The following is a 22,265-nucleotide window of genomic DNA, read 5'->3' as shown; positions in this document are numbered from 1 at the left end:
ATTCCCTACAAATGGGGAGAAAGCGAACCAAATTTCCTATTTATCACCTATCTTCTGATATGTGGTATAAGATTTCTCTCCTTTGTTTTTATTTAGGCTGTCTTTGTCCTTCGTTGCGAGCAGAGGGGAAATTGTTATGGGAGGATTGTGTTTGGATTGGGATGGAACGCAATAGCAATTTGGGTTTGGAGCAGATTCGTTCTGAAATTTTTCCCATTCTAACCAGGGACAAATGGAAACAATACCTTCCCAAATTAGGAGTGCATTATTTTGGAATTTTTTCCAAAAACCAGGAACAAATCGACCAAGAATACCGAGATGTTCGTTTGCAGATCCAACAACTTCTGTATGACGGAGGGGAAACAGAACGGGAAAAACAAAAAATAGAAATCCGAAAACTGATCCATTCCGAAGAAAGAAAACTCCTACGTGAAAAAGTTTTTAAATCGATCTCCTTGTCATATTTATTACTCAATAAACGACAGTTAGTTGATATGGTTTTCCAACTTAGATCGGAACGTTACAGGTGGGAAGAAAGAAAACGAAAAAAAGAATCGGATCTTGGCCTTTCTCCAAAAGGGGATTTTGATTGGCAGAAGGTTTGGGAAGTAGAATTCCAATCTAAAAAAATCCATTCTGAGTCCGCAAAGAAACTAGCCGTTTTGGAATTACATCATGCGATGTCTCTTGATCCAGGTGTGGGTATTACTTTGGAGGGGGGGCTTACTGAACGCATTCGGTTGTTTGATCCTTCTCAAGCAAAAACTACGAGCAATGAAAATCATCCCATACGAAAAAAAGCCCGATTGCAAATGGAGCTTGCGGAACTGGACCAGGAAAGTTTGGAGAATGATTGGAAACCAAAGTTCGTGTTAGGTGGATATGTAGGCAAAAATGGAAACGCAGGTTTTCCCTTACAAAATGAAATTTATGGTTTGAGTTTTGGCGTTCAAGCCAATTTGGGTGGAACTAGTTTCCAAACCAATACACAAAACGGAATCCAATCCGAAGGGAACGGAATTCAAAGAATTCCAGGATACGGCCCACAACCAGTAGGTCCCGGTGAAAATTCCTTTCAAAGTGGATCGATTGGATTGTTTGACGATATGGGGAGGAATAAAAAAGTTTTCGATTCTAAAATGAGTCTGTTGCAGGCAAAAGCAGAATGGAAACAATCCGAGATTTTGATTCTGAACCAAATCCAATCTACAGAAATCAAATTAACTGAATTGTATAGTAAATACAATCTCTATTTAGAAAATACAAAATCCAATATATTCCAACATCGATTCAAAAGAGAGGAACGAACTCAGGGAATTATTTCCGAAATAGAATATTTAAAATCAGAAGAAGAGGTTTTTGTTGGTTTTGAAATTTTGTTGGATCATTACTTTCAATACATCGCTACTGCTTTGGAACTTGTTTTGTTACTCGGTGAAGATCCGTTTGACAATCGCTATTATAAATTGGAGTCCAAACAAATATCCAGTGACTTTACAATAATTTTGGAACATTGGAAACAGGACTCCTCAATAGAAAAAAGAAAAATAAACGAACCAAAATCAAAAAAACAATACCCATTCTTTATGGAGGATCCGTATGAAACTCGTTAGATGGAATTGTCTCTGGTTTGTTCTATTTTTTCATTGTCATTCGAATTTTGGTTCCATGAAAGATTGGTTAGGAGTTTTGAGTTTGGAAGATACTCCCAAGGTTTTGGTATTTTCTCCTTCCTCTGATGCAATCGATGTAAATCCAGAAACCAAGATTACGGTTCTATTCAGTCATCCTATGTCCATCCAATCTTGTATTTCTGCGTTTTCTTTGGAACCGCAAGTGCGAGGTGCTTTTGAAACAACAGATTTAAGTTTGAAGTTTTTGCCGAAATCCGAACTCCCTTCAGGTGGTTATATCGTTCGGCTCACCAAACAATGTGAAGATAAAAATGGGAAGGATTTAGACCAAGTGTATACCATTCCATTTCGTGTAGGAGAAAAAGAAATTCCAAAGTCACCGGAATTGGAATCGTTATTAGTTTTGGCAGGAACAGAATCAGAATGTTTGGTTGGAGGTATTCCTGCAGAATTGATCTTAGGTGAAATAAACTCTGCATGTTCGGGTATTCCTGGGCCTCCTTCCTTCCTTGTTCGATTTTCAAAACCGATGAACCAAACAGAGGTAGAACTTGGGTTAAGGATTGAACCTCCTATTTCTTATCGATTGGACTGGGAAAATTCTTCACAGTTTAGGATTTTGCCGGATTTCATTTTACAGGCAGACACAAGATATCATATTTTATTCCCCAAAGGAATACACTCGTTAGATGGTAGTGATCTTCTGGAAACCTTACAATTGAATTTTCTTGTAGGTTCTGACATGAGTGATCCAGAGGTCATAGGGTTTGGTTTAGAATCACAAAACTGTGGTTTAGGGACTCAGGAATTAGGATCTATAACGGGTGCTCGTTGGGATTCTGGATTTTGTTTCTGGAGTAGAGATTTACCTATTTTAAGTCCCAATCTATATCAGTTTCGAGGAGGTGATGATGGAACGGGAATTTCTGGTAGTCCACTTGCCTGTCCCGATGTGAATACAGATAATTTTCGAATTTTTTTTAACCAATATATGGATACAACTTCTGTGATCGGGGCCACAAGGTTATCCAAAATTTCACCACCTTCTACAAACATTCGTTTGTCTACATGGGTTTGGTCCCATTGCCAATCTACATACCCTTTTGGATGTAGGCAGTTGACATACTCTTATGCAGAAAGTGAAGCCAGTTGTAATGGTACTTTGTTTGGAAATATTTCCACTGGAGGAGATTTTAATCTCTCGGCTTCGGCTTTCGCTCCCAATTTTTACCCTTATTATGAATTTCGATTGGAGCCTGAAGCAAAATCCATTTCGGGGAAACGAATGAAGGTTGGCTTTGTCATTCAGGTAGAAGCAAAATGAAGCATTTGTTAGTTGCCTTTCCGCTTTTTTTGGTTTCTTGCGTTTCTGGTCCTAGTGATATAAAAACGGTAACTTATCCCATCCCTCATGGAAGAAAGATACTTTTTGTTAACACTTCCTCGCCGATTTTTTATGACTCCTATACGGAGGAAAGAGAGGTAAACATTCTGATTTTAGAAAAACTGGAAGAGTTAGGATACTCAATAGTTGTGAGTGAGAAAGTATGGGAAGATCCAAAAGTTCCTATTATCCCAAAAGACAACATAGAAATATTTCAAAGAAATTTGCGCCACACCTTAATAGAAGAACGGCCAAGGATTCAAGTCTGGAAGGAACGTGCAGAAAAGATCGGTGCCTCAGATGTATTTCTTTTTCGGTATCATTTTTCTTTAGAACATAAAACAAAACAAATCCGGATGTTTTGGATTCATTTTGATAAAAATGAAGTGATCCGTTTTGATTGGAACTGGAATCCTGATGATCCAATTCCCTTTCATGAATTTATCCGACAAATCGCAGGGGCAAAAAATGAAAAACCGAACTAGTTATATTTTGATGATTCTATTTTGTGTCTATTGTTCACCGCCTTCGTCTTCGGAAAAAAATGAATATAAAATCTTAACAGAGGCTTATCGTGCAGGTCATCTCACTGTTGTCAGTTCCATTTTTAAGGAGATAAGAGGAAAACGAAAATTTACAGAAGAGGAAGAAGTTTTATATACCAAAACATTGTTTTACTCAGGGGAATGGAAAGAGTTTTTTAAGCATTGGTCTGAGGTTTCTGTCAAAACACCGGAAATGGTTTTATTCTATTTTAAAGCAGTTCTCCTTGCGAAAACTCCGATTTCTGTATCTTCCAGTGATGAATCAAAACTCATCGAACTATTACCCGTTTCTCCAGAAGCCTGTTTGTTGTATTTAAAATTCATCAAAAACAAACATACGAACAAAGAGAAAAAACTTTTTTTGGCCCAATGGAAACAATTCCAGACCCAAGCTGATAGATTACGTAAAGAGTTGGGGGAAAAAAAATGAAATGGTTTGTTTTGTATGAATTTATTTGCACTGGTATTCGAAATCGATGGAAGGTAATTGAGAGTCAATTGATGACTTTGTATAGATCTCCTTTTTTCTTTGTATTTCTTTATCTCTTTCTTTACGGATTTCATTGTCTATGGAATTGGTCTGAGTTTATGAATATAAACAGAAATTTGGAATTGAGCGCAATAAATTCTGGCCAACAGGTTTCTTTGTGGAGTTTGTATCCTTTTCAAATCGTAAGTGTGCTCCTTGTAGGTGTTTTGTATTTTTTGGTTTCATTAAGTATCAATTTACTGTTTTCTTTTGGGAAAAAAGCCAAGGAAACATTCAGAACTAACATCACTGATTTTTTCAGAAGTCTTACCCGACAGTTTTTTCAGTTTGTTTGCATCTTGTTTATCGGGAATCAGTGTTTAGGGTTTTTTCAATACAGAATTTATTATTCTGTATTAGTTGTTATGTTTTGGACTGGTTTATTTTTGTTCTTTATCATTCAAAATGGGGAACTTTATAAAAGGTTGTTTGTATCCAGTGATCGGTCGGTTTCCTTTCTTTCCCATAGTTTGGGTTATGTGAACCCCATCCTGTTTATGTTTTTTGTTTTGGTTTTGGCAAATGTATGAACTCAAATCCAATGACAAAAATAAGAATTTTGGTTCGTAAACTCCTTGTTATGGGAGTTGGTTATATTCTTTTTTCGGTTTTATATACGCTCCTTTCAAATGTCGATATAAGAAATCGTTTCCCTTTTTTGGTTGGCTTTTTTTATTTTCCCAATTATTGGGAGACAATGAATGAGGTCTCAGCGATGGAGTCACCAAAGCAAGGTTTGGTGTTTCAGAGGCCTCGGTTATTGGAAGAAAATAAAGTAATTGAGTTTCCTGCCGTGGTGGAACCTACAAAAGAAATTCAGTTGCATAACAAACAGAGTGGTCGTATACGAAAAATCTATGTAGATGAAGGAAGTTTTGTTAAAGAAGGACAAGTTCTATTGGAAATCGATGATGAATTGATCCGATTAGAAGGGGAAAGGTTGTCTCTCGCTCTGAACGTCTCTGAGTCACAGGTAACAATTGCTTTCGAAAAATGGAAACAGGCAGAGAAACAAGTTGATGTAAAACTTAGAGAAATCGACAAAAAAACAGAGTTAGTTGAATTAGCAGAAAAGGAATGGATTCTTAGTAAAGATCTGAAAGAGAAAAAGATAATACTTTGGAAACAGGGTTTTGTTTCTTTAACGGAGGTAGAAAAATTAAAACAAGAGGAGCAGTCCAAAGAAACGCAATATAAAAACTTAATTAGAGATAGGGAAAATCTTTTATCAGGAATTAATTTAGATTTAGAACTTGAGGATCTTAGTTTTGAAGGAAAACTAAAGGTCTGGCGAGAAAAAAATACATCTCTGGAAAAATCGGAATATGAACTAAGTAAATCTCATCTTAAAATTATAAAAAACCAAATTAAGTCCAATGAACAATTGTTATCTGAAACTCGCTTACGAGCTCCTAAATCGGGTAAAATTTTAAAAATTCAAATCAAAGAAGGGGAATTAACCACCCAATCTCCTGTAATGATTTTAATGGAGAAGGGAGAGTTGTCGGCTGGATTTCAAATTGGTGAATCGGATCTTTTGTATGTTTCACCTGGGAAGGAGGTTCTTTTTATTCCCTCGCTGGAGAACCTACCAGCGATCAAAGGTAAGTTGGATCGGGTCGGTGGATTTTTAGATCCAAGATCCCACAGTATTGGAATTAAAGTGCGGTTGGAACCAAAACAAACCAATATTTTGCCAGGTATGTTTGGACTTGTGCAAGTCAAACTGCCTGAAACGATAGAAAAGATTCTGATTCCCTCCTCTTCGCTTCATGGTGATGAAAAAAGTGGGTTTTATGTTAATGTAAAACAAAAAGAAGGGACTACTAAAAAATTTATACAATTCAAACCCTATTTATTGAATGAATTAGAAATTCTATCTGGGCTTTCTCTTGAGGACGAAGTAGAAACTAGTTTGTCTTTATGAATGTTGAAAGTTACGTTCATTCCTTATTCAAACATAAACGATTGTATTGGGTGGTATTTATCTGCTTTTTTTTGGCGGCATTTTTTAGAATTCCTGAATTAGAAATTTGGCTATTACCAAGGTTAACGCCAATTCGTTATTACATAGTAACAGAATTTCCTAACCATTCCGCAGAAGAAACAGACCTGTCGGTAAGTGTACCTATCTCAGAAATGGTATCCTCTGTGAAATCAGTCAAACGCATTCGTACAATTTCAGAACACGGAAAATCGGTAGTGCAAATCGATTTACAATTTGGAGCTTCTGTCTCTGAGTTTAAAGATCAGTTGTATCAAACAATTTTAGAAATGAATGATAAACTTCCGTTAGGTGTAGGTGCGCCACGGTTGTTGCAGGGAGAGGCAAAGGAAAGACCATTTATGGAAATCCTCATTCCGAAAGGGATTGGGAACGATGTCACTAGTTTCGATTTCCGTTTTCAACAATTGGTATTCCAATTGGAAAGAATTTCAGGTGTAACGGAAGTTCGTGTAGTAGGAAAACCAAAACATTCTGCTTTTATTTCTATCAAAACAAATGTATTGGATCTTTTTCCAATCAGTATTCGCGATTTGGAATCTCAAATCCAAGCGGCAATGCGTGGAGGTTCTCTTGGGAAAATAGAGGGGTATACAAAGGATACCGAATTAAAATTTTCTGCAGAAATTCAGTCCTATGAAGATCTTTCACAGTTTCCCATCCATCTGGGGAATGGAAATTCGGTCAGTCTTGGGCGACTAACAACGATTTTCAAATCAGAATTTCCTGCAGAAAAACTTACGCGAATGGATGGGAAAAATGCTATCTACATTGCAGTCTTTACTGATTCGTCAGCAAATCCACTTAGGGTCTCTTCGGAGGTTCAGAAAAAATTTCAAACATTGGATTCGAACCTATCACCGAAGATCTTTTACGATGCTTCGAATGAGTTACATGATCAAATACACCAGTTTGGAATTAATCTGATTTGGAGTTTAACGTTTGCTTTTGTATTTTCCTATTTTCTTTATCGGAGTTGGGTTCCAGCTCTTATCCTATTAGTTTCGGTCCTATTTTCCCTTGTATTGTTCTTTCATCTAGTATTACTCTTTTCTATCTCTATCAATATACTTAGTTTAGGTGGAATTTCCGTCGGTATCGGGATGTTGTTTGATGCAAGTAATCTAATTGTTTTTTCTATTCGAAAAAAATTAGAAAAAATGGCATTCGCATCAGAATCGGTAACCAAAGGCATTCAATCTGTTTTTATTTCCTTATTTTCTTCTTCCCTAACTACGATTGTTGTTTTTATTCCCCTTTTGGTTTTTCCCATGGAATGGAAAAACTTCTTTTTTGATTCGGGGGTATGTATCGCACTACTGGTCTTTTGTTCATTGGTTTCTTCTTTATGGATTGTTCCTTTATTATCAATTTCCCTTATGGAATCTTTAAAAAAAACAGCGATGAATACTGATCGGGAAAAACTTCTAGTATCTATGTATGAGAGAACGTATAATGCATGGAACACTATAGGAAAAAAGAATGCGGCAGTGATTCTATGTTGTCTTCTGTTATTTAGTTTTTTTGTTTTTGAATTTAAATGGCATATATTTCCAAAACAACCAGCTATTGGATTCCGAATGCAAATGTCACCAAAGTCAAATCTTTCTTTGGAAGAAGAACTTGGTGTTGTGTATGAATTGCAGAGTAAGATGCAAAAAATTGATCCTAAACTTTCAACTCTTGTTTTTCCTTTGGATCCATTGGATACAAAAAGGCAACATCCACAAAAATCAATTCCCATCCAATGGAAACTTCTCGGAATCGAAAAGTCCAAAGAATTGGAAACTTTATTTGTTGAGTTGCTTCCTCCTTCTAAATGGGATTGGAAATTGGAACCTATCGAATCTCAAGTTTCGATAACACTGCCATTTATTCCGAATGATTCTCTGGTTTTTCTACATGAATCGTTCGATGCACTATTGAATTTTTCTAGAGAATTTCGAAAGAATATCAGCAAACGAGAATTAAATGGTAATTTTGATTTTTTGCCAAATCGAATCACGCTGGAAGAGTGGTCTCGAAATCAAATCCCTATTCCTGAATTCATTCCTGATGAAGAGGACTTAAAACATCGAATTTTATACCAACAGATTCCAAAATATTTGGGACCTATTGGCGATGTCACAAAAACAGATTTGTATTTAGGTATGGACTCTTTTGGTTTAGATTTGGGGAACAGGATCGATCCAAAACGAATCAGTTTTAAAACAAAAACAAACGAAGCCACTTTTATTGGCACCCTATTTACCTCCCAAAAACAGGAAAGTTATGATCAATACCATAGAGAATCTGGATTGTTCTACACGGAATGGATGGGGGAGGTTTTGGAATTTGATTCCAGTTTGTTTGCTATGAAGAATGGTTTGTCTGTAATACAATTTTCTGCTAAGAAAGAAATAAGAAAGTTTTTTCTTTTCCTTTTTGTTTTACTCCTTCTTTCTTTTGTTTTTATCTACTTGGCTCTGGTGGGAATTTATGAATCTTTTAGAATTCCTATATTTTATCTGGGGTTATCATTATTATATTTATCGGTAACTGTTTCTTTTGTTTTTGTTCTATTCCGTGAATTCCATTTAGGCCACTACATAGGTCTTGTTGTATTGCTTGGATTGTCCATTGATAGCATTTCTTTGTTTGGTGAAAGGTGGGTGGAAATTAGGGAAGATACGGTCTCTTCCAAACAAAGGGAATCTATTTTTCGTTGGTTGGTTTGGCCCATCCTTTTAAATTCAGGTACAACTTTGATGGGAGTTTTTCCAGTCATCGCCTTTGGAACTTCAGGTTCGGAATTTTCAAAAGCTATCGCATTGACTATGTTTGTTGGGATTCCTGTTTCTGTATTTTTTGTTTTCTATGTATATCCAAATTTATTCCTGAAGTTTTTGGTGAAGATTCAGTGAACTGCCATTGGATTCGTTTCTTTCGATACCGTATTTTAGTTATTATTTTATTTTTAGTATTAGTTTCGGTTCTTTCTTTCAGTAAACTTCTATTTGGTGAGAATGTTCTGGGTACGGAAAATAAATCAATCCAAATCACCAGTCATTGGCCTAATAAAACGGCTCTACAGGTGGAAGAACAAATCACTAAACCATGGGAACAAATTTTAAAATCAATATCTGGTTACAAAAAAATAGAATCCATATCCGAAGTTGGAAGTTCTATGATTCATTTAGAATTAGATGAAGGAATAAAAAACGAGGATATAATCCAGGCAATTCGTAACGAGTATTTATTGCAAAGGCAAAGATTCCCCGAGGATTCACTTTTCCCTCGAATCAAACTAGGAAAATCAGAAGATAGTTATATTGTTATTTTGCAAAAGATAAAAGGAGGCCCGGAAAAAAACCAAAAGGAATTGGAACAAAAGATACGTAACATTCCTGGATTTGAATCCTTGGCTCACTATTCCAATAAAGAAAAAGAAATTCTAATCCAAATACATTCTGACTGGATTCAAACTTTAGATTTTCCCTCATTATCGCAAATATTTATGACTATTAGAAACCAGAATTGGGGGTTTAGTTTGGATGAGTCCGATGGAGGTTGGTTTCAAAAAGACTTTCCAGTGCAATCTGTAGCTTGGTCGAAAATTGGGATTCCTTCTCGATTTGGAGAGGGATTAAAACTTTCTTCGGTTGGCAAAGTTTCTTTGGAAGAAAGGGACGTTCGCCACGGAACACGTATTAATGGGTTGAGTTCTGAAACCATGATTGTAAAAGCAGAGAGTAACACTTCGCTGCATCATCTGGCAAATGAGCTGAAATTAATTTTGGCAGATTATAGTGATTGGGTTCTATTATACACCAGCCATCAAGAATTTAACAATGATTTGTTTCGGTTTTTAGTTATTTTCTTTTCTTTGGATTTGATTCTAATCTTTTTTGCCTCATCCTTTAAGAAGGGAGAAAAGGAATTAGTGATTTACTTGTCTGCCTATTATACCTCTTTTCTCATCTTTCTTGGTATTTGTTGTATCATTTCGTATCCAATCGGCAGACCGATTCTCTTTTTATTTATTTATTGGAAATACTTTTTGGCTGTGTTTGCGATAAAGAGGATTGGTCGTTGGATAAAACAATGTTTCAATTCATTGGTTATCTTTTTCTTTTTTGTCTATTTCGATTGGATTCCAATGACTTTTTGTATCATTTTGGTATGTAATTTGTATTTTTTAGTTTCCATTTCTTTTTTGAAAATTTTGTTTGAACTCTTTTTATCGGATTTCAATCCAAACCTCGGGCTTAAGTTCTTCGGTTCTAATTTTTTCCTTTTGCATAAGAAGATAGATCAATCTAAACAACAAAGAACATTTACTCATTGGTTCATGGTTCTAGTTATCTTTTTGATAGGATTTGTTTCCTCGATTCATTCAAGTTTTTCTTTGTACCCGCTTACGATTCCCAACGGAACCATACAAATGGGCCGATTGGAATTTCCCACATCAATTTCAGAACAAGAGTCTCTTCGTATCACCAAACAGGTAGAAAATACAATCCTAAATAGAAAGTTAACTGATTTATTGGTGGTAAAACAGAGTTCAGCCAATGCAGATTTTTATTTCCGTTTGAATGAGTTAGGTGTTAGCCTTGGTTTGGTTGATTTGCCAACTGAGTCGGGATACTTCCATATTTTAGGTGAATCGAAAATAGATTCGAATCGAATCCTTCGTTTTTCTAACGCTGATACAGAGGTTCTGGAAAAGAATATAATCCCTTTGATACCTTGGTTACGTACTTTCGAAGGAGTTTCTGACGTGGTTTTGTGTTTTCAGCCTTCTACGGAAGGTTTGGAGTTGCACTCTCCTGGAAAATTTCGAAGTTTATTTGGTAATGATATTGCAGACTCTTTAAGAGAACGATCGTTGGATTTACAGTCGGCAATTGTCGGAAGAATGTTGGTAGAGAAAAAGTTAACAGACATTCGTTTTTCAGTAAAACAAAACAAACAGGTAGAACGTTACATTGAGAAGCCAGTTAAATTGACAACAGGAATACCTTTGTTTGACAAATCAATCTCAGAATACAAAAACATCAAAACACCCGGAAGGATCTACCACAAAAATGGAGAAACCAGCTTGGAGATTTTAGTTAAAGGAAAAAATATTCAATGGGATGAATTGGAAACTAAGATAAACAATCTTCTAAACAAAGGCCCTGTAAGACTTACTGAAATTTTGCCACAAAAGGACACTGAAGCAAAATACCGTCCCATTTTTCTATTTCTCTGGATTACTTTGTTTCTTTATCGAAAGAAAGACAAAGTTAGCTCGTTTGTAAACTCCATCATTTTTGTATTTCTTTTGAGATTACAGGTTTCATTTATAGGTGCTGAGTATTTATTGTTTGGGACTGTTGTTATTCCATTAATGTTTTCGGTTTTGTGGGTTAGAAGTCAGTCCTTCGATCAGAAAAAAATCCTTCCACCGATCATTCTTCTTTTCATTGCGTATCTATTTCCAGGAGAAGGAGGTAAGTTTTTTTTCGAAGGATTTTTGCTTGTTCTCGGTTTTTTTCTGATCCAATATAAAATATTTCACAAAGTGAATTTTTTTAAAACCAAACCTTCTGTTTGATACCCAAGAGAACTGAGGTTCTCTATGTATTCCCAATCCTCTTTTCGTTGTTTCTTAGTATTTGTTTTGTGTTTTTTTGTTTCTGTATTTGCATATACAATTTCTGGTCAGTCCCTTTCTGAAACTTGGAACCCTCCTGTATATCAACCTGCCGACTACTCTGAGTTTTATGGAAGTGTTTATTTTTCCCAGTCTTTAGAAGAATGGGATTATAAAGTCGAAGAAGTTTTGTATCAATCAATGGCCCAGTGGAAGGAAGCAGCTGACCTAATGGTCGAACAAATGTTAATGTTAGAAGATGGATCGGATGCATTTATTTCAAACGAAGGTTATTTAGATGAAAGAAGGAAGTCTCTATTTTCTGAAGTTACAGTTCTTTATTCTGCTTGGGAACGGGAGTTAATTGATGATTACTTTGACAATCGGAATGCATTTTTGTATAAACTGGAAACAGGTAAGGTGGATTCTCTGTATTTTCAGAGAATTGGCCAGACGTCAATGTATGAGGAATACACTAAAGAAGAGTTAACAATCACCGAAAATCGAAATCGAATTTTGGAATCAGCAAGAGAATGGGAGTTTCAGTGGGGACAAACAAGGCAAGAAGGTTTGGATTCCTTTGCCAATTCATTTACAGAGTTAGAAAACGATTATCAGACATATATAAATTCTTTATCGGAAACTGAAAACCAATTTGCATATAACCTGAATGCAATTAACGCATATAAGGAAACAATCAAAACCGCATTACGAGATGTTGTATCACAACTCAAGCTTGGATTGGATTCCACATGTTCTGTGGAGACCGGTTGCCAATATAAAAACTTTGATGGTAGTTTCAATGAAGCAGGAAAGTTATTTTCAAAGTTCATTGGTGATCTATCCGAACAATTAAGCCAATCCGATATTGATCCAGATTCTATCCTTACGCTAATATCTACGAAAATTAAGGATTTTTTATCTGATGAGTCCAATAAAGCTTTTTCGGAATACACAATTTTTAATGATCAAATTTATACTTATCAAACTGGTTTTCAAATTAACTTAGATCAAACTAAATCAAAATTTGATTTAGGCGGAGCTGAGTGGAATCTTAGGCATCAGTCATTTTGGCAATTATCTTCAGACAAACGTTATGAAAATTGGTTGGCAGGAGGACAGGGAGAAATTGGAAATTTTAATCGTGTTTATGATTCGGAGCTGCAGAGTATTTTTCAATCCATCCATAATTCTGACTTTCAAAGACTAACATCTATCATAAATAGCAGGTTAGGTGATGGTAGGCGAGTCCAATCCATGTTATCTGCGAATCTGTATACAGATGCTTATTATTATATTAACAATGAAAAGATTGGTGATTTTTATGTTCCATTTCAAAGAGCATTTCACACAAGTGGAAATTTGTTGTTAGATGGAAAAGATAAGTATGGGTTATGGTTAGCTGAAAGGAGTTTTTCGATCTCGGATCAAAAGAGATTGGATCTTCAAATGGGGGCCATAGGTTATTCAGTTCTCTACGAGATGTATGATGATGACTCTTACCAAACATCGCTGTATTGGAAGGGAAATCACTTTCAGTTAGGTGGACAACGTGATCATTTCCAGAATACGTTGTTACCAGCAGTTTCTCACTGGGAGACAAAGGTAAAAGAGTATTCCGAATTTTATGAAAACTGGAAAGATAATCGAGAAAACCTTATTGCTGATGCTTCTGCCAAATTGGAGACCAACCGTGCGGAGCTTGAGCGCTCAAAAGAAGATTGGTTGCAACGTCTTGATGAGGAAAAACGAAACGGGCTTAGGACTTGGACAGATTTATACGAACGTGGGGAACCAAAAGAGATTTCATCTCCCACAATTTCTGCGTGGTCTCCCAATCTAAAATTGGATTTGTTCGACGATCAGAAACTTTCTGAATTTCAAGCTTTAAGTGTTTTTAATGGGCCAACGGAAGGAATTCAAATTGGTAGTGGAAGTCTTTTGAGTGAGCTACAAAGAACAATCGTAGGTGTGGGTCAGTATGCTTCGGTTCTTCAGATGAATACTGATTTAGAAGAGTTTAAGCGTTTAGAGCAGAAGAAATTAATCAACCAAATGGCTTATGGAATTCAATGGGATTCGTTGGGCGGAAGAGAATTAACAAAAGAGGAAAAGATTTTACTTGGAACTTATGATATTTCGCAGCTATCGATTGAGGAGCAAAATAAATTTGGATCTTGTTACGAAAATCCTGATGCAGATGTATGCAAAACATTATTGAAAAAAGAATATGAAGCAATTATCGATACTAGGAATGGAGTGCTTACTTTAAAAAAAGGAATACACAACGGTTTACTCGCTGGAAAAAACTCAGATGGACAGTATGCCGCTGGCAGAACGGAAGAGATACGCCAAATTCAGTTAAGTTCTGTTGGGAAAGTGCAAGTAGCAAATAACAGCAGTTTTTTTACTATTTGGGATGAGGAAGATTGGGTTTCTCTCAATCAAAAGAAATCCGAAATCACTCAGTCTTTTTTGGCCAATTCACTACAAAAAGATAAACAATTTATCAACTCAAGTATAGCCTCCATTCAAGAGGAAGATAATAGAAATAGGGAATTGTTTTTAACAAGGAAGGAGTCACAAGAAAATGCTGATTCCATTTTTCAAGAGTTAGCGTTGGCTTATTTGACAGGGGGAGCAGGTGGTGTTAGAGCATCACTAAAGGGAAAACTGGATTCGGCGATTAATAGTGAGTTGGCAAAAGCTTGGATCACAGCAACAGGTGGTAGCGAGTCCGACATACAAACCGCATCAATGTTAATCGATTTTATGCGAGGTAGAATGAGTGCCAAAAAAATTCAATCGCGTGATCAATTTATATCGATTAAAAATCCAATCCAAGCTCTAGAATCTATTACAGCAAAAACTCTATCTGCTACAATAAAAGTTATGGACCAAGCGACACTTGGTATGTCGACGATGACTTTAAATTTAACACAAGCATCTTCTATGGCTGTAACTAAATCACTGATTGGAGAGAGACAATATAACAAGATAAATGGCCAAATCGCGGGGACTGGTAAACGTTTACAAGAGATTAAAGCAAATGAACAATTGTTAGTTCAAAATGGGATTTCTGCAGCAATTTCTCAAAGTACAGGGATACCAGCTGATGCTATCTCTAAAATGTTAGGTGACAAGTATAATCAAATCAAAGCAAAAAAAGCAAACAATGACATGGAAAAAAATCCTATTTTGGATTTGGGATCACAGGTAATGGGTGCCTTTGGTGGGATTGCGAAAACAGCCGTTGTCGCTTTGGGAATGCCAGAGGATGAAATCCAATCTATTTTGCAAGACACTAATGGAATCATCAATGCGGGAAATATAGATCAAAATTCAGCAACTAACGATAGTTTTGGTTATACCTTACAAGCTATGGGTATGCAGGCGGGCTGGACAAAACACCAAAGTGCCTACCTCAATCTTCGCGATTCGAAAGCGGTGGTAGAAGATCTCGGGAAAAAGGCTATTACCAAAGAATTGGCAAAAACTATGGGAACGGATGAGACAACAATCGGTCAACTTGTAGATTCCACTTATTCTTCTTACCAAAAACAAAAATCTGATAAAAAAGCTAGATCCAAAGCAGTAAGGCAAACGGTTGTGAATGCTGCGTCCATTGCCATTACCCTTGGTGCCAGTGGTGCATTGAGTGGGGTCGGTTCTGCGCTTTCTAATATAGGAAAAGCTGTTAGTAGCCTAACCAATGGTATATTGCCCGCAACAACTCAAGTAGGACAGGCTGTGGCTTCTACCTTTGTGCAAACTCTTGCAGGAAGCCATGAAGGACCTAAAGGAGCAATTGCTGGTTTCGCTAACGGTGTATTAGGTGGAATTACACAAGGGGTTGGAAAAATCCAATCAGGATTGTTTAAGGGTATGGTACCTGGGATTGGCGTTACCTATTCTAACGCAAATGGGTGGGGGGGATCTCTTGGGATGGGAAATACGATTAGCAATATGAGTGTTAGTTTTTCTGAGAAGGGAAATACAACCATCCAAGCTTCCCAATCTTTGGGTAAGGGAGTGCAAATGAAAGCGGATGTCACGACCAATGGAGCTGCCAATGTAGGTTTCAATTATAATCCTACAGGTGAGGGTCCGAGAAAGGATTGGAATTTCTCCATGATGTATGACTTAAATGGGGGAGGGCTTAGCGGAAGCATAGGTTATACGGATCCCAATTCAAAACTTGGCCTAACTTCTTCTATTGATAAAAAAGGAATTTCCACCTCATCTGAGTTACAAGGTGTGACTCTCGGAACCAATTCCGAAGATGGTTTTCAAATGCAAGAAATGAACTTTGCAGAACAGAATATCAATGCAGCGCAGGATGAAAGTGAAGTGAGTGATGGGGGAAAATCCGCTGACAAGGTTGCCCCAGAACAAGAGCCAGATTTTCTTCATGATTTCTCCAATGCTGGATTGGCACTCGCTGGATTGCTTGCAGGAGGCGCAGCAGTTACAGCGAAACTCTTTTCGGGGGGTTCCCAACCAACTCCGAAAGGCGGAGCTAAAAGTGCTGGGGAAAGTGTGGTATTGGAGAGAGATAGAAGGAGGGAAGAGGAAGACTTCGGATCGGAAAATGCAGATAGTGTAGCGGATAGATCTCTAGATTCTGGTTTTGCTGATTCTAATTTTATTGATCCGACGAATCAGAATACAATTCCAAATTTTAATTCACCTGAACAAAGTGTTGGAGGTGTTGAGATTACGGCCCATGAATTTATTACTGATAAGGGAAATGACTTCAGGAAAGAAGTAAAAATTGATGGGTCTAAGGAAGGAAATGTGAAAGATGAAAATTCAGATAATGCAAATGACCGGATATTATCTGAGTCTCAGAGCATTCAGATAATTGAAAACTCGTTAAATCTTTATAATGAAAACCCAATAACTTTAGCAGAAAAAACTCAGAATATTTTGGCGATTAGTTCAGTTCGTAATTATTTGAGTTCAGACGATGGCAGTGCGTTCGAATCGGACTTAGCAAAAATAAATAAACTGAAGGTTTATTTAACGGAAAATTATTTCAATGGGAAGATTCCTTCTAAAAAATTATTTGCAAATCTTAAATCCGGCTTAGATTCTAATGTTGCGTCAGATCTTCAAAAATTTGTCGATAACTTATATAAAACTAAATCGGGAAGTGAGTTTCAAGTTTTAAGAAATTCATGGAATAAAGATAGAGTTTTTTTTGTAGGCAATAAGTTAGATTATCATGGTACCGATGATCTAACTGGATCAGCAGAAAACACGATTGACAAATCAGGAACGGTAGAGATCGTCAATGCTAAAAAGCTTGAAAACTCATGGCTTGATATTGATAAAATAAATGGGCCTCACAATAGGCCTGTAAAGATGGAAGCTTTCGGTATAACATACACAACCAAAGTAGATCAAAAATACAGAGGTGACATACGAAAAAAAGGAGATTGGACTGGCCCCAATGAACCGTTCAAAGTAATTAAAGCGGGAACGGAAAGTAGATACGGTGGCGCAGTAACGATTGAATTCAGAGATGGTCGGAGGATTTTATTCGGCCACTTCGACCAAATAAATATAGAAATTATGAATGCTTATCACAATGGTGATGAGCTGCCGGCAGGAACTTATCTAGGTAGAATTGAGTCTCAGATAGGAAATTCAAGTGGCCCACATTTGCATATAGAAGATCCGCGTCAAAAGGCAGATAGGGAAACTCTATTACAATGGTTAAAAGGAAAGAAAAAATGAATTTGAAATTTATATTCTTCAGTATCCTTCTCTTAAGTTGCAATAAAAATTCCCCAAGTATGGATCTTTATAAAGATCTTACTCCAATTTCAAAAACATTCGTGAAAAAAATTCTTGAAAAAGATACAGGTTGGCTTTCTAAAAGATTTTCAGATGATAATTCGGTTCGGTTTAGCGCTGGCGGAGGGCATTTTTCAAATATCAGAGCAAATCTTGAAGCTAGTTCAAATTTATATAATATACTTTTCAAAGTTAGCGAGGATGAACAGATTTTTAAGGATAGCGTTTCCTTTTATTCTGCTCTGCTGAATGCACAGTCCGTTGAAGAATGTTCGAGTCAGTGCATCATCATTGATCCCCCCGACTTTATTTCTCGAATAGTCACTGTAAAATTTAATGAATATGTCTATAAGATTTCAATTGTATGTTTACCCAGGAGCAATGATCCGGAAAAGTGCATTTTTAATTCATTTGAAGTAGATCAAGTTCGATAAGATAAAAATGACAAGAGATCCTTAGTTTCTACTTGTTATTGATACATTGTAGTTAATAAGATGTAGCATTGGTTCAACGATTAACTATTCAAGTTTCATCTCCCTCGCCCGAGCGAATCCAACGTGAGTAAGACGTCATGACAATTAGATTAAAAACTCCGAGAGTAAAATCAGATTGGAGCAGAAATCCTTTCCGAAGGAAAAGAATGCAGCGTAAAGCGCGGTCGATGATTTGGTGAAACTTTGCTCCACCATACAAACTCGAGGCGCCACAACCTCTCCACCAACGAATCCCTATCTACCATTCTTCTCTTAACCCAAGTTTCCCGTTCCCCGCGGTGGCGAGGCAGGGATATACAGTCGCTCGAACCATTCCGGTAAAATCAACCAAGCAATTGTTCGGCGACAAAACCTCTGCACCAGCCAAACTCTATTCCTCCCGTCTTCTCTACGGGACGTTGGCAGGAGTGGGGGATGGGTAAACTTCATACCTTCCAAACATAAACAAAATCGGTTCGGTCTGCCCAGGGAAGAGGGAATTCTGTTTTGTGAAGTTTGATGGATTCGGAGCGTAGGTATTCGCGGACATCGCGGTCACGGAAGATCGTTTCGCTAAAGGAAACCTCACCTGAATTGGTAACGGATTGGATTTTGGCGGTATAGTTGACTGTGTTTCCGAAGTAATCAATGTTGCTGTTAAGGTTTACGGCAAGGCAATTACCCGTATGGATGGAAATTCGTATCCTAACGGGTGTATGTTGGTTTTCGGGATGAAACCATTCTTGCATTTCTTTGGCAGCCTTTAATGCTTGTAAGGGGCTGGAAAAACTCGCCATCACAGCGTCCCCAATGGTTTTGACTACGACTCCTCGAAAGTTTTGAATGATTTGGTTTGTTTTGATAAAGTGCTCTCGCACCTGCAAAAAAGCCCCATGATCTCCTTCGGTTTCGTAGAACTTTGTTGAACCAACTATGTCTGTGAATAGGATGGTTTTGATTCCGATATCTAGTTGTAAATTGGTTGCGATGGCTTCTTCGGAAAAAAGATCTCTAAACTCTTGGTAGTTGAAAATTTCTGAAGGCCGAAGGCTTGTTTGGTCTTCGCTACGCTCCTCTAGGATGATAGTAACATCGGAGTCGGATTCGTTTTCAAAGACCAAATTTGGTTTTGGGGAAACTTTAATTTCTTCTTCTTTGGTCTCTGGTAACCACAAAATGTCTGTTTGTGGGTATGAGGATTTAACATCCACTAAGCGGTATTTTTTATCCCCTTTTTTTCTTAGACGAAAAACTCCAGATCCAATGAGTAGGCTTGCAGAATAGGATTTTCTAGCAGGAATGGTTTTTGTAAGTAGTATGTGTTGTTTGGTAGCTGGTTCTGCAGCACAATAGAATTGTTTTTCTATAATTCGGATGCTTGGGTGGAGGTGGAACGTAACTTCGATGGAGTTTACACCCGTGGTATCAAAATCAATTTCGCAAACCTCGCATTCATCTTTGGATGGCAGGTCACTTAGGCGTGTGAGGCTTGTTCTGACACCACGGCAATGCGGGCAAACAATGTCCCAACTCAGAGTAAAAATTCCTAACCGACAACCTTGTAAAAATAAAAATAAAACTTCATCTGGATCTAGGTTTAATTTTCGACTAACTTCTTTTATACGGATTCTGTCGAGTTCATTGTCGGAGGTGATTTTGATCCATTGGAAAACAGAATCAACTGCTTCTTTAGAAATACCTTTGTCTATCAAGTTTTGGGTTTCTTTGTCCAGTTTTTCTGGATGGATCCATTGGGCTTCCGGAACAAAGGAAAATTCCTTTCCAGGAATCAAAATTGGTTTTGGTTTTTTATGTTTGATCTCTTCGGCTATGTCACTCAGTGCTTTGCGAAAAGATACTTCTAGTTTGGGCATAGCATATTGTAAAAGTTTACGCATAAAAAAGTTTCTAGGGATCCAACCGAAATAAATGTATACTTTACTTCTAGATTCACCTAACGTTTCTAAGATGATTCGGCTGCGAACGTAGTGACCAAATCCTTTTTTGTAAATGCGGGCATTCCCAATTTCTTTAAGATATTCCCATTCCCAAGGAACTTCTTCCCATTCTAATTGGAAACCAGCTTGTCTGGTTTTTCCTATCAGCTTCCCATCTTTTTCTTGGTAGTCAAACCTAGGCATACCAATCCTGTGATTGAGTGCGGAGGTATCAATCAAATGGGGCCAAATCTCTTCCCTCGTTACAGGAAGGTCGAACTCCCAAAGAGAATCCATTGGTGTTGCGAGCGATTTCCACCTGTCTTCCCAGGGATATTTTTGCAGTAAGGATTCTAAATCAATCATAGTGGTTTTAGGATGAGGCTCGCTTTCCCCCCATTCCCTTTGACTGTAAGTTCCCCTTCGTTTTCTGAAATTTTTTCCGCATTGGATAGTACAATCTGTACGCCATTCGGATAGACAAACCGGGGGACTTTGATGATACAAGGTTCTGTTATGGCAAGATCCGATAACCATTCAAAATGGAATTCTCGGTTTTCTAAATCGTATTTCATTTTGATAGGAGTTCCTTGGGTGAATGCAGCGTAAGGGCGACAAAACCCTTCGATGGCACGGCCGCCACCGCCATAAACATCTGGATCGGAACCAGGAATGATTTGGTCTTTGGAAAAAACACTAAGGTCTTCTTGGTTCCAACCATCTCCCACCATCAAATCGTTTTCGTTCGATGCTGTGTAATTCCAGAGAGTGTTGGAAAGGAATAAATGGTCCATCGCATTGTACATGGCATCGAGGGCCATCACATGTCGTTTCCAAATTTTGGGAGAGTGGTTTCCTTTTTTCCATTCTTTGTATGCTTTGCCCCCTTGTAGATCAAAAGGGATTCCAAACTCACCGATAAGACTTGGAATTTTTCCTGGAACGGAATCTGCGGTGTTTTTAATGCGTGAGAGTTGACGCACATACATTGCTTCGATCCCCGACTTACCGAATACAGGTCGTTTGGTGAGAGTATCTATTGCAATGGGATAAAGAAAGGTTTTAAAAAGGAGGGTAAGGATGTCATACCAATGAGCAGCATTTACCGCTAGTTTCGGTGCCTCCCCATTCAAATGTGGGTGGGTGAAAGCATCGGAGGCTTCTCTTTCAATAAAGACCATCCAATCCTTTCTTATTTCTTGAATTGTCTCACCAACGGTGCGCATAAAAGGAATCAAGTAATCTGCATCAAAGTCTATGGTTTTTCCTTTTACCGTTTGGAAAAAATCATTCCGTTCGATGAAGGGAGTTCCGTCTTTAGTGATGGTATAAGCTCCTTCCAATTGGAAAGGATCACCTGGCGAACCTGGTAACCAAATGGAGACTTGGTTTTTGTTTACGGTGACTGTTTTTGTTGGAACAAATCCACCTTTCCAAACTTTGAGTGTGAGGTAGGGTAAATCAATGGCATGTCCATGGGAAGAAAAAAGTGCGTCAATTGGAGACCAACCTAATCCTGGTTTTGCGGGATCTTCGTCAGTGTTTGTAAGGCCTCGATCGTTCATGGCTCGACCGATAAATCCTTTGCCTGGTTCGTTGAGAGAATCAAAACCCAAAACAAAATCGAAACCTTTCACTCGTTCTGCAATTTGTTTCATACAACCTAAGTAGTGACCTTGAAGATAATCTTGGACATTTTTCCCATCAATTAGGAAGTTTGGTGCAAAATCTTTTCCTCCAAAAAATAAAGTCCAAAGAATTGCATTACCAGCATAACGATAGTTTTGTGACCAACACATGGTTGGATAGTTCTCTTCCTGACGGATCCCAGGTCTTTTGTAATCATAAGACCTTTGCATTACGATTGCCGCATCGGCTTCCGAGAGTTTACGATAATCAATCCCTAGTTTTTCAAAAATCCAACCTGGTGCTCCGTCGCCACCGGTCATCCGCGACCAAACGTCTTGGTGGAAATCAACAAAAACATAAAATCCATATTCCCCAGCCAACCGAACGATTTCTGTAAAATAATCCAAATAGGCTTCGTCATACTCGCCTGGACCTTTGTGTTCGACTGCCTCCCAAGTGGTTAATAAACGTAATACGTTAAATCCCCATTGTTTGAGCCTAGTGAAATGTGTATCTGCTTCGGAAAGAGGAAAGGGCCTTCCAATAAAACTGACTTCTTTATGGTCTGAAAAATCGGTCGGAAACTGAGTCCCACCATTTGGATAAGGAACCTTGGTATCACCGCCCAAGTTAATTCCGCGTAAAATTACTTTTCTTCCGCTAACATCTACAAACCATTCGCCTTGGGGAGAGAGCTTTTTTGGTGCCAT

The 22,265-nt window shown here is 37.6% G+C and carries 12 protein-coding genes; 10 read left to right on the top strand and 2 right to left on the bottom strand.

Annotated features, from left to right (window positions below):
- Positions 1-59 precede the first annotated feature (59 nt).
- From LEP1GSC195_RS09470 to LEP1GSC195_RS09425, 10 genes are read left to right on the top strand one after another with little or no spacing between them, the layout of a single operon-like run.
- Positions 60-1,613, top strand: coding sequence for a TolC family protein (locus tag LEP1GSC195_RS09470; RefSeq protein WP_040507054.1), 1,554 nt, complete (start codon positions 60-62; stop codon positions 1,611-1,613).
- Positions 1,600-2,958 (top strand): Ig-like domain-containing protein, encoded by a 1,359-nt coding sequence (locus tag LEP1GSC195_RS09465; RefSeq protein ID WP_040506622.1) that lies wholly within the window; start codon positions 1,600-1,602, stop codon positions 2,956-2,958. The genes LEP1GSC195_RS09470 and LEP1GSC195_RS09465 overlap by 14 nt, the downstream gene beginning before the upstream one ends.
- The gene (locus LEP1GSC195_RS09460; protein WP_015682798.1) at positions 2,955-3,503 is read left to right on the top strand and encodes a hypothetical protein; all 549 of its coding nucleotides are present in this window, start codon (positions 2,955-2,957) and stop codon (positions 3,501-3,503) included. Before LEP1GSC195_RS09465 ends, LEP1GSC195_RS09460 begins: the two co-directional genes overlap by 4 nt.
- The gene (locus LEP1GSC195_RS09455) at positions 3,487-3,993 is read left to right on the top strand and encodes a hypothetical protein (RefSeq protein WP_015681252.1); all 507 of its coding nucleotides are present in this window, start codon (positions 3,487-3,489) and stop codon (positions 3,991-3,993) included. Before LEP1GSC195_RS09460 ends, LEP1GSC195_RS09455 begins: the two co-directional genes overlap by 17 nt.
- The gene (locus tag LEP1GSC195_RS09450) at positions 3,990-4,622 is read left to right on the top strand and encodes a hypothetical protein (protein WP_015680824.1); all 633 of its coding nucleotides are present in this window, start codon (positions 3,990-3,992) and stop codon (positions 4,620-4,622) included. The genes LEP1GSC195_RS09455 and LEP1GSC195_RS09450 overlap by 4 nt, the downstream gene beginning before the upstream one ends.
- Complete coding sequence (locus tag LEP1GSC195_RS09445) at positions 4,619-6,019, top strand: efflux RND transporter periplasmic adaptor subunit (protein ID WP_015682244.1); 1,401 nt, start codon at positions 4,619-4,621, stop codon at positions 6,017-6,019. Before LEP1GSC195_RS09450 ends, LEP1GSC195_RS09445 begins: the two co-directional genes overlap by 4 nt.
- Positions 6,016-9,000 (top strand): efflux RND transporter permease subunit, encoded by a 2,985-nt coding sequence (locus tag LEP1GSC195_RS09440; protein WP_015681878.1) that lies wholly within the window; start codon positions 6,016-6,018, stop codon positions 8,998-9,000. The genes LEP1GSC195_RS09445 and LEP1GSC195_RS09440 overlap by 4 nt, the downstream gene beginning before the upstream one ends.
- Complete coding sequence (locus LEP1GSC195_RS09435; protein ID WP_015681361.1) at positions 8,997-11,675, top strand: efflux RND transporter permease subunit; 2,679 nt, start codon at positions 8,997-8,999, stop codon at positions 11,673-11,675. The genes LEP1GSC195_RS09440 and LEP1GSC195_RS09435 overlap by 4 nt, the downstream gene beginning before the upstream one ends.
- A 24-nt stretch (positions 11,676-11,699) precedes the next feature.
- The gene (locus LEP1GSC195_RS09430; protein ID WP_015680699.1) at positions 11,700-17,456 is read left to right on the top strand and encodes a TIGR04388 family protein; all 5,757 of its coding nucleotides are present in this window, start codon (positions 11,700-11,702) and stop codon (positions 17,454-17,456) included.
- A 59-nt stretch (positions 17,457-17,515) separates the two neighbouring features.
- Complete coding sequence (locus LEP1GSC195_RS09425; RefSeq protein WP_156827650.1) at positions 17,516-17,950, top strand: hypothetical protein; 435 nt, start codon at positions 17,516-17,518, stop codon at positions 17,948-17,950.
- A 485-nt stretch (positions 17,951-18,435) separates the two neighbouring features.
- On the opposite strand, the gene LEP1GSC195_RS09420 is transcribed toward LEP1GSC195_RS09425, so the two are convergent.
- Both LEP1GSC195_RS09420 and LEP1GSC195_RS09415 read right to left on the bottom strand, forming a co-directional pair.
- Positions 18,436-20,292, bottom strand: coding sequence for an adenylate/guanylate cyclase domain-containing protein (locus LEP1GSC195_RS09420; RefSeq protein WP_015681951.1), 1,857 nt, complete (start codon positions 20,290-20,292; stop codon positions 18,436-18,438).
- On the bottom strand, positions 20,289-22,265 hold the full coding sequence (locus tag LEP1GSC195_RS09415) for a glycoside hydrolase family 5 protein (protein ID WP_015681468.1): 1,977 nt from the start codon (positions 22,263-22,265) through the stop codon (positions 20,289-20,291). The genes LEP1GSC195_RS09420 and LEP1GSC195_RS09415 overlap by 4 nt, the downstream gene beginning before the upstream one ends.

Origin of the sequence: Leptospira wolbachii serovar Codice str. CDC (assembly GCF_000332515.2) — a bacterium.
GTDB lineage: Bacteria > Spirochaetota > Leptospiria > Leptospirales > Leptospiraceae > Leptospira_A > Leptospira_A wolbachii.
The sequence above is the reverse complement of the archived record's forward strand: the minus strand, read 5'-3'. Positions and strand labels throughout refer to the sequence as shown.

What these genes read in the sequence shown, in the direction of transcription:
- LEP1GSC195_RS09470 (WP_040507054.1), top strand. Translation starts at nt 60, where the DNA reads ATGTGGTATAAGATTTCTCTCCTTTGTTTTTATTTAGGCTGTCTTTGT.
- LEP1GSC195_RS09460 (WP_015682798.1), top strand. Translation starts at nt 2,955, where the DNA reads ATGAAGCATTTGTTAGTTGCCTTTCCGCTTTTTTTGGTTTCTTGCGTT.
- LEP1GSC195_RS09465 (WP_040506622.1), top strand. Translation starts at nt 1,600, where the DNA reads ATGAAACTCGTTAGATGGAATTGTCTCTGGTTTGTTCTATTTTTTCAT.
- LEP1GSC195_RS09450 (WP_015680824.1), top strand. Translation starts at nt 3,990, where the DNA reads ATGAAATGGTTTGTTTTGTATGAATTTATTTGCACTGGTATTCGAAAT.
- LEP1GSC195_RS09445 (WP_015682244.1), top strand. Translation starts at nt 4,619, where the DNA reads ATGAACTCAAATCCAATGACAAAAATAAGAATTTTGGTTCGTAAACTC.
- LEP1GSC195_RS09415 (WP_015681468.1), bottom strand. Translation starts at nt 22,265, where the DNA reads ATGGCACCAAAAAAGCTCTCTCCCCAAGGCGAATGGTTTGTAGATGTT.
- LEP1GSC195_RS09430 (WP_015680699.1), top strand. Translation starts at nt 11,700, where the DNA reads ATGTATTCCCAATCCTCTTTTCGTTGTTTCTTAGTATTTGTTTTGTGT.
- LEP1GSC195_RS09455 (WP_015681252.1), top strand. Translation starts at nt 3,487, where the DNA reads ATGAAAAACCGAACTAGTTATATTTTGATGATTCTATTTTGTGTCTAT.
- LEP1GSC195_RS09440 (WP_015681878.1), top strand. Translation starts at nt 6,016, where the DNA reads ATGAATGTTGAAAGTTACGTTCATTCCTTATTCAAACATAAACGATTG.
- LEP1GSC195_RS09420 (WP_015681951.1), bottom strand. Translation starts at nt 20,292, where the DNA reads ATGATTGATTTAGAATCCTTACTGCAAAAATATCCCTGGGAAGACAGG.
- LEP1GSC195_RS09425 (WP_156827650.1), top strand. Translation starts at nt 17,516, where the DNA reads ATGGATCTTTATAAAGATCTTACTCCAATTTCAAAAACATTCGTGAAA.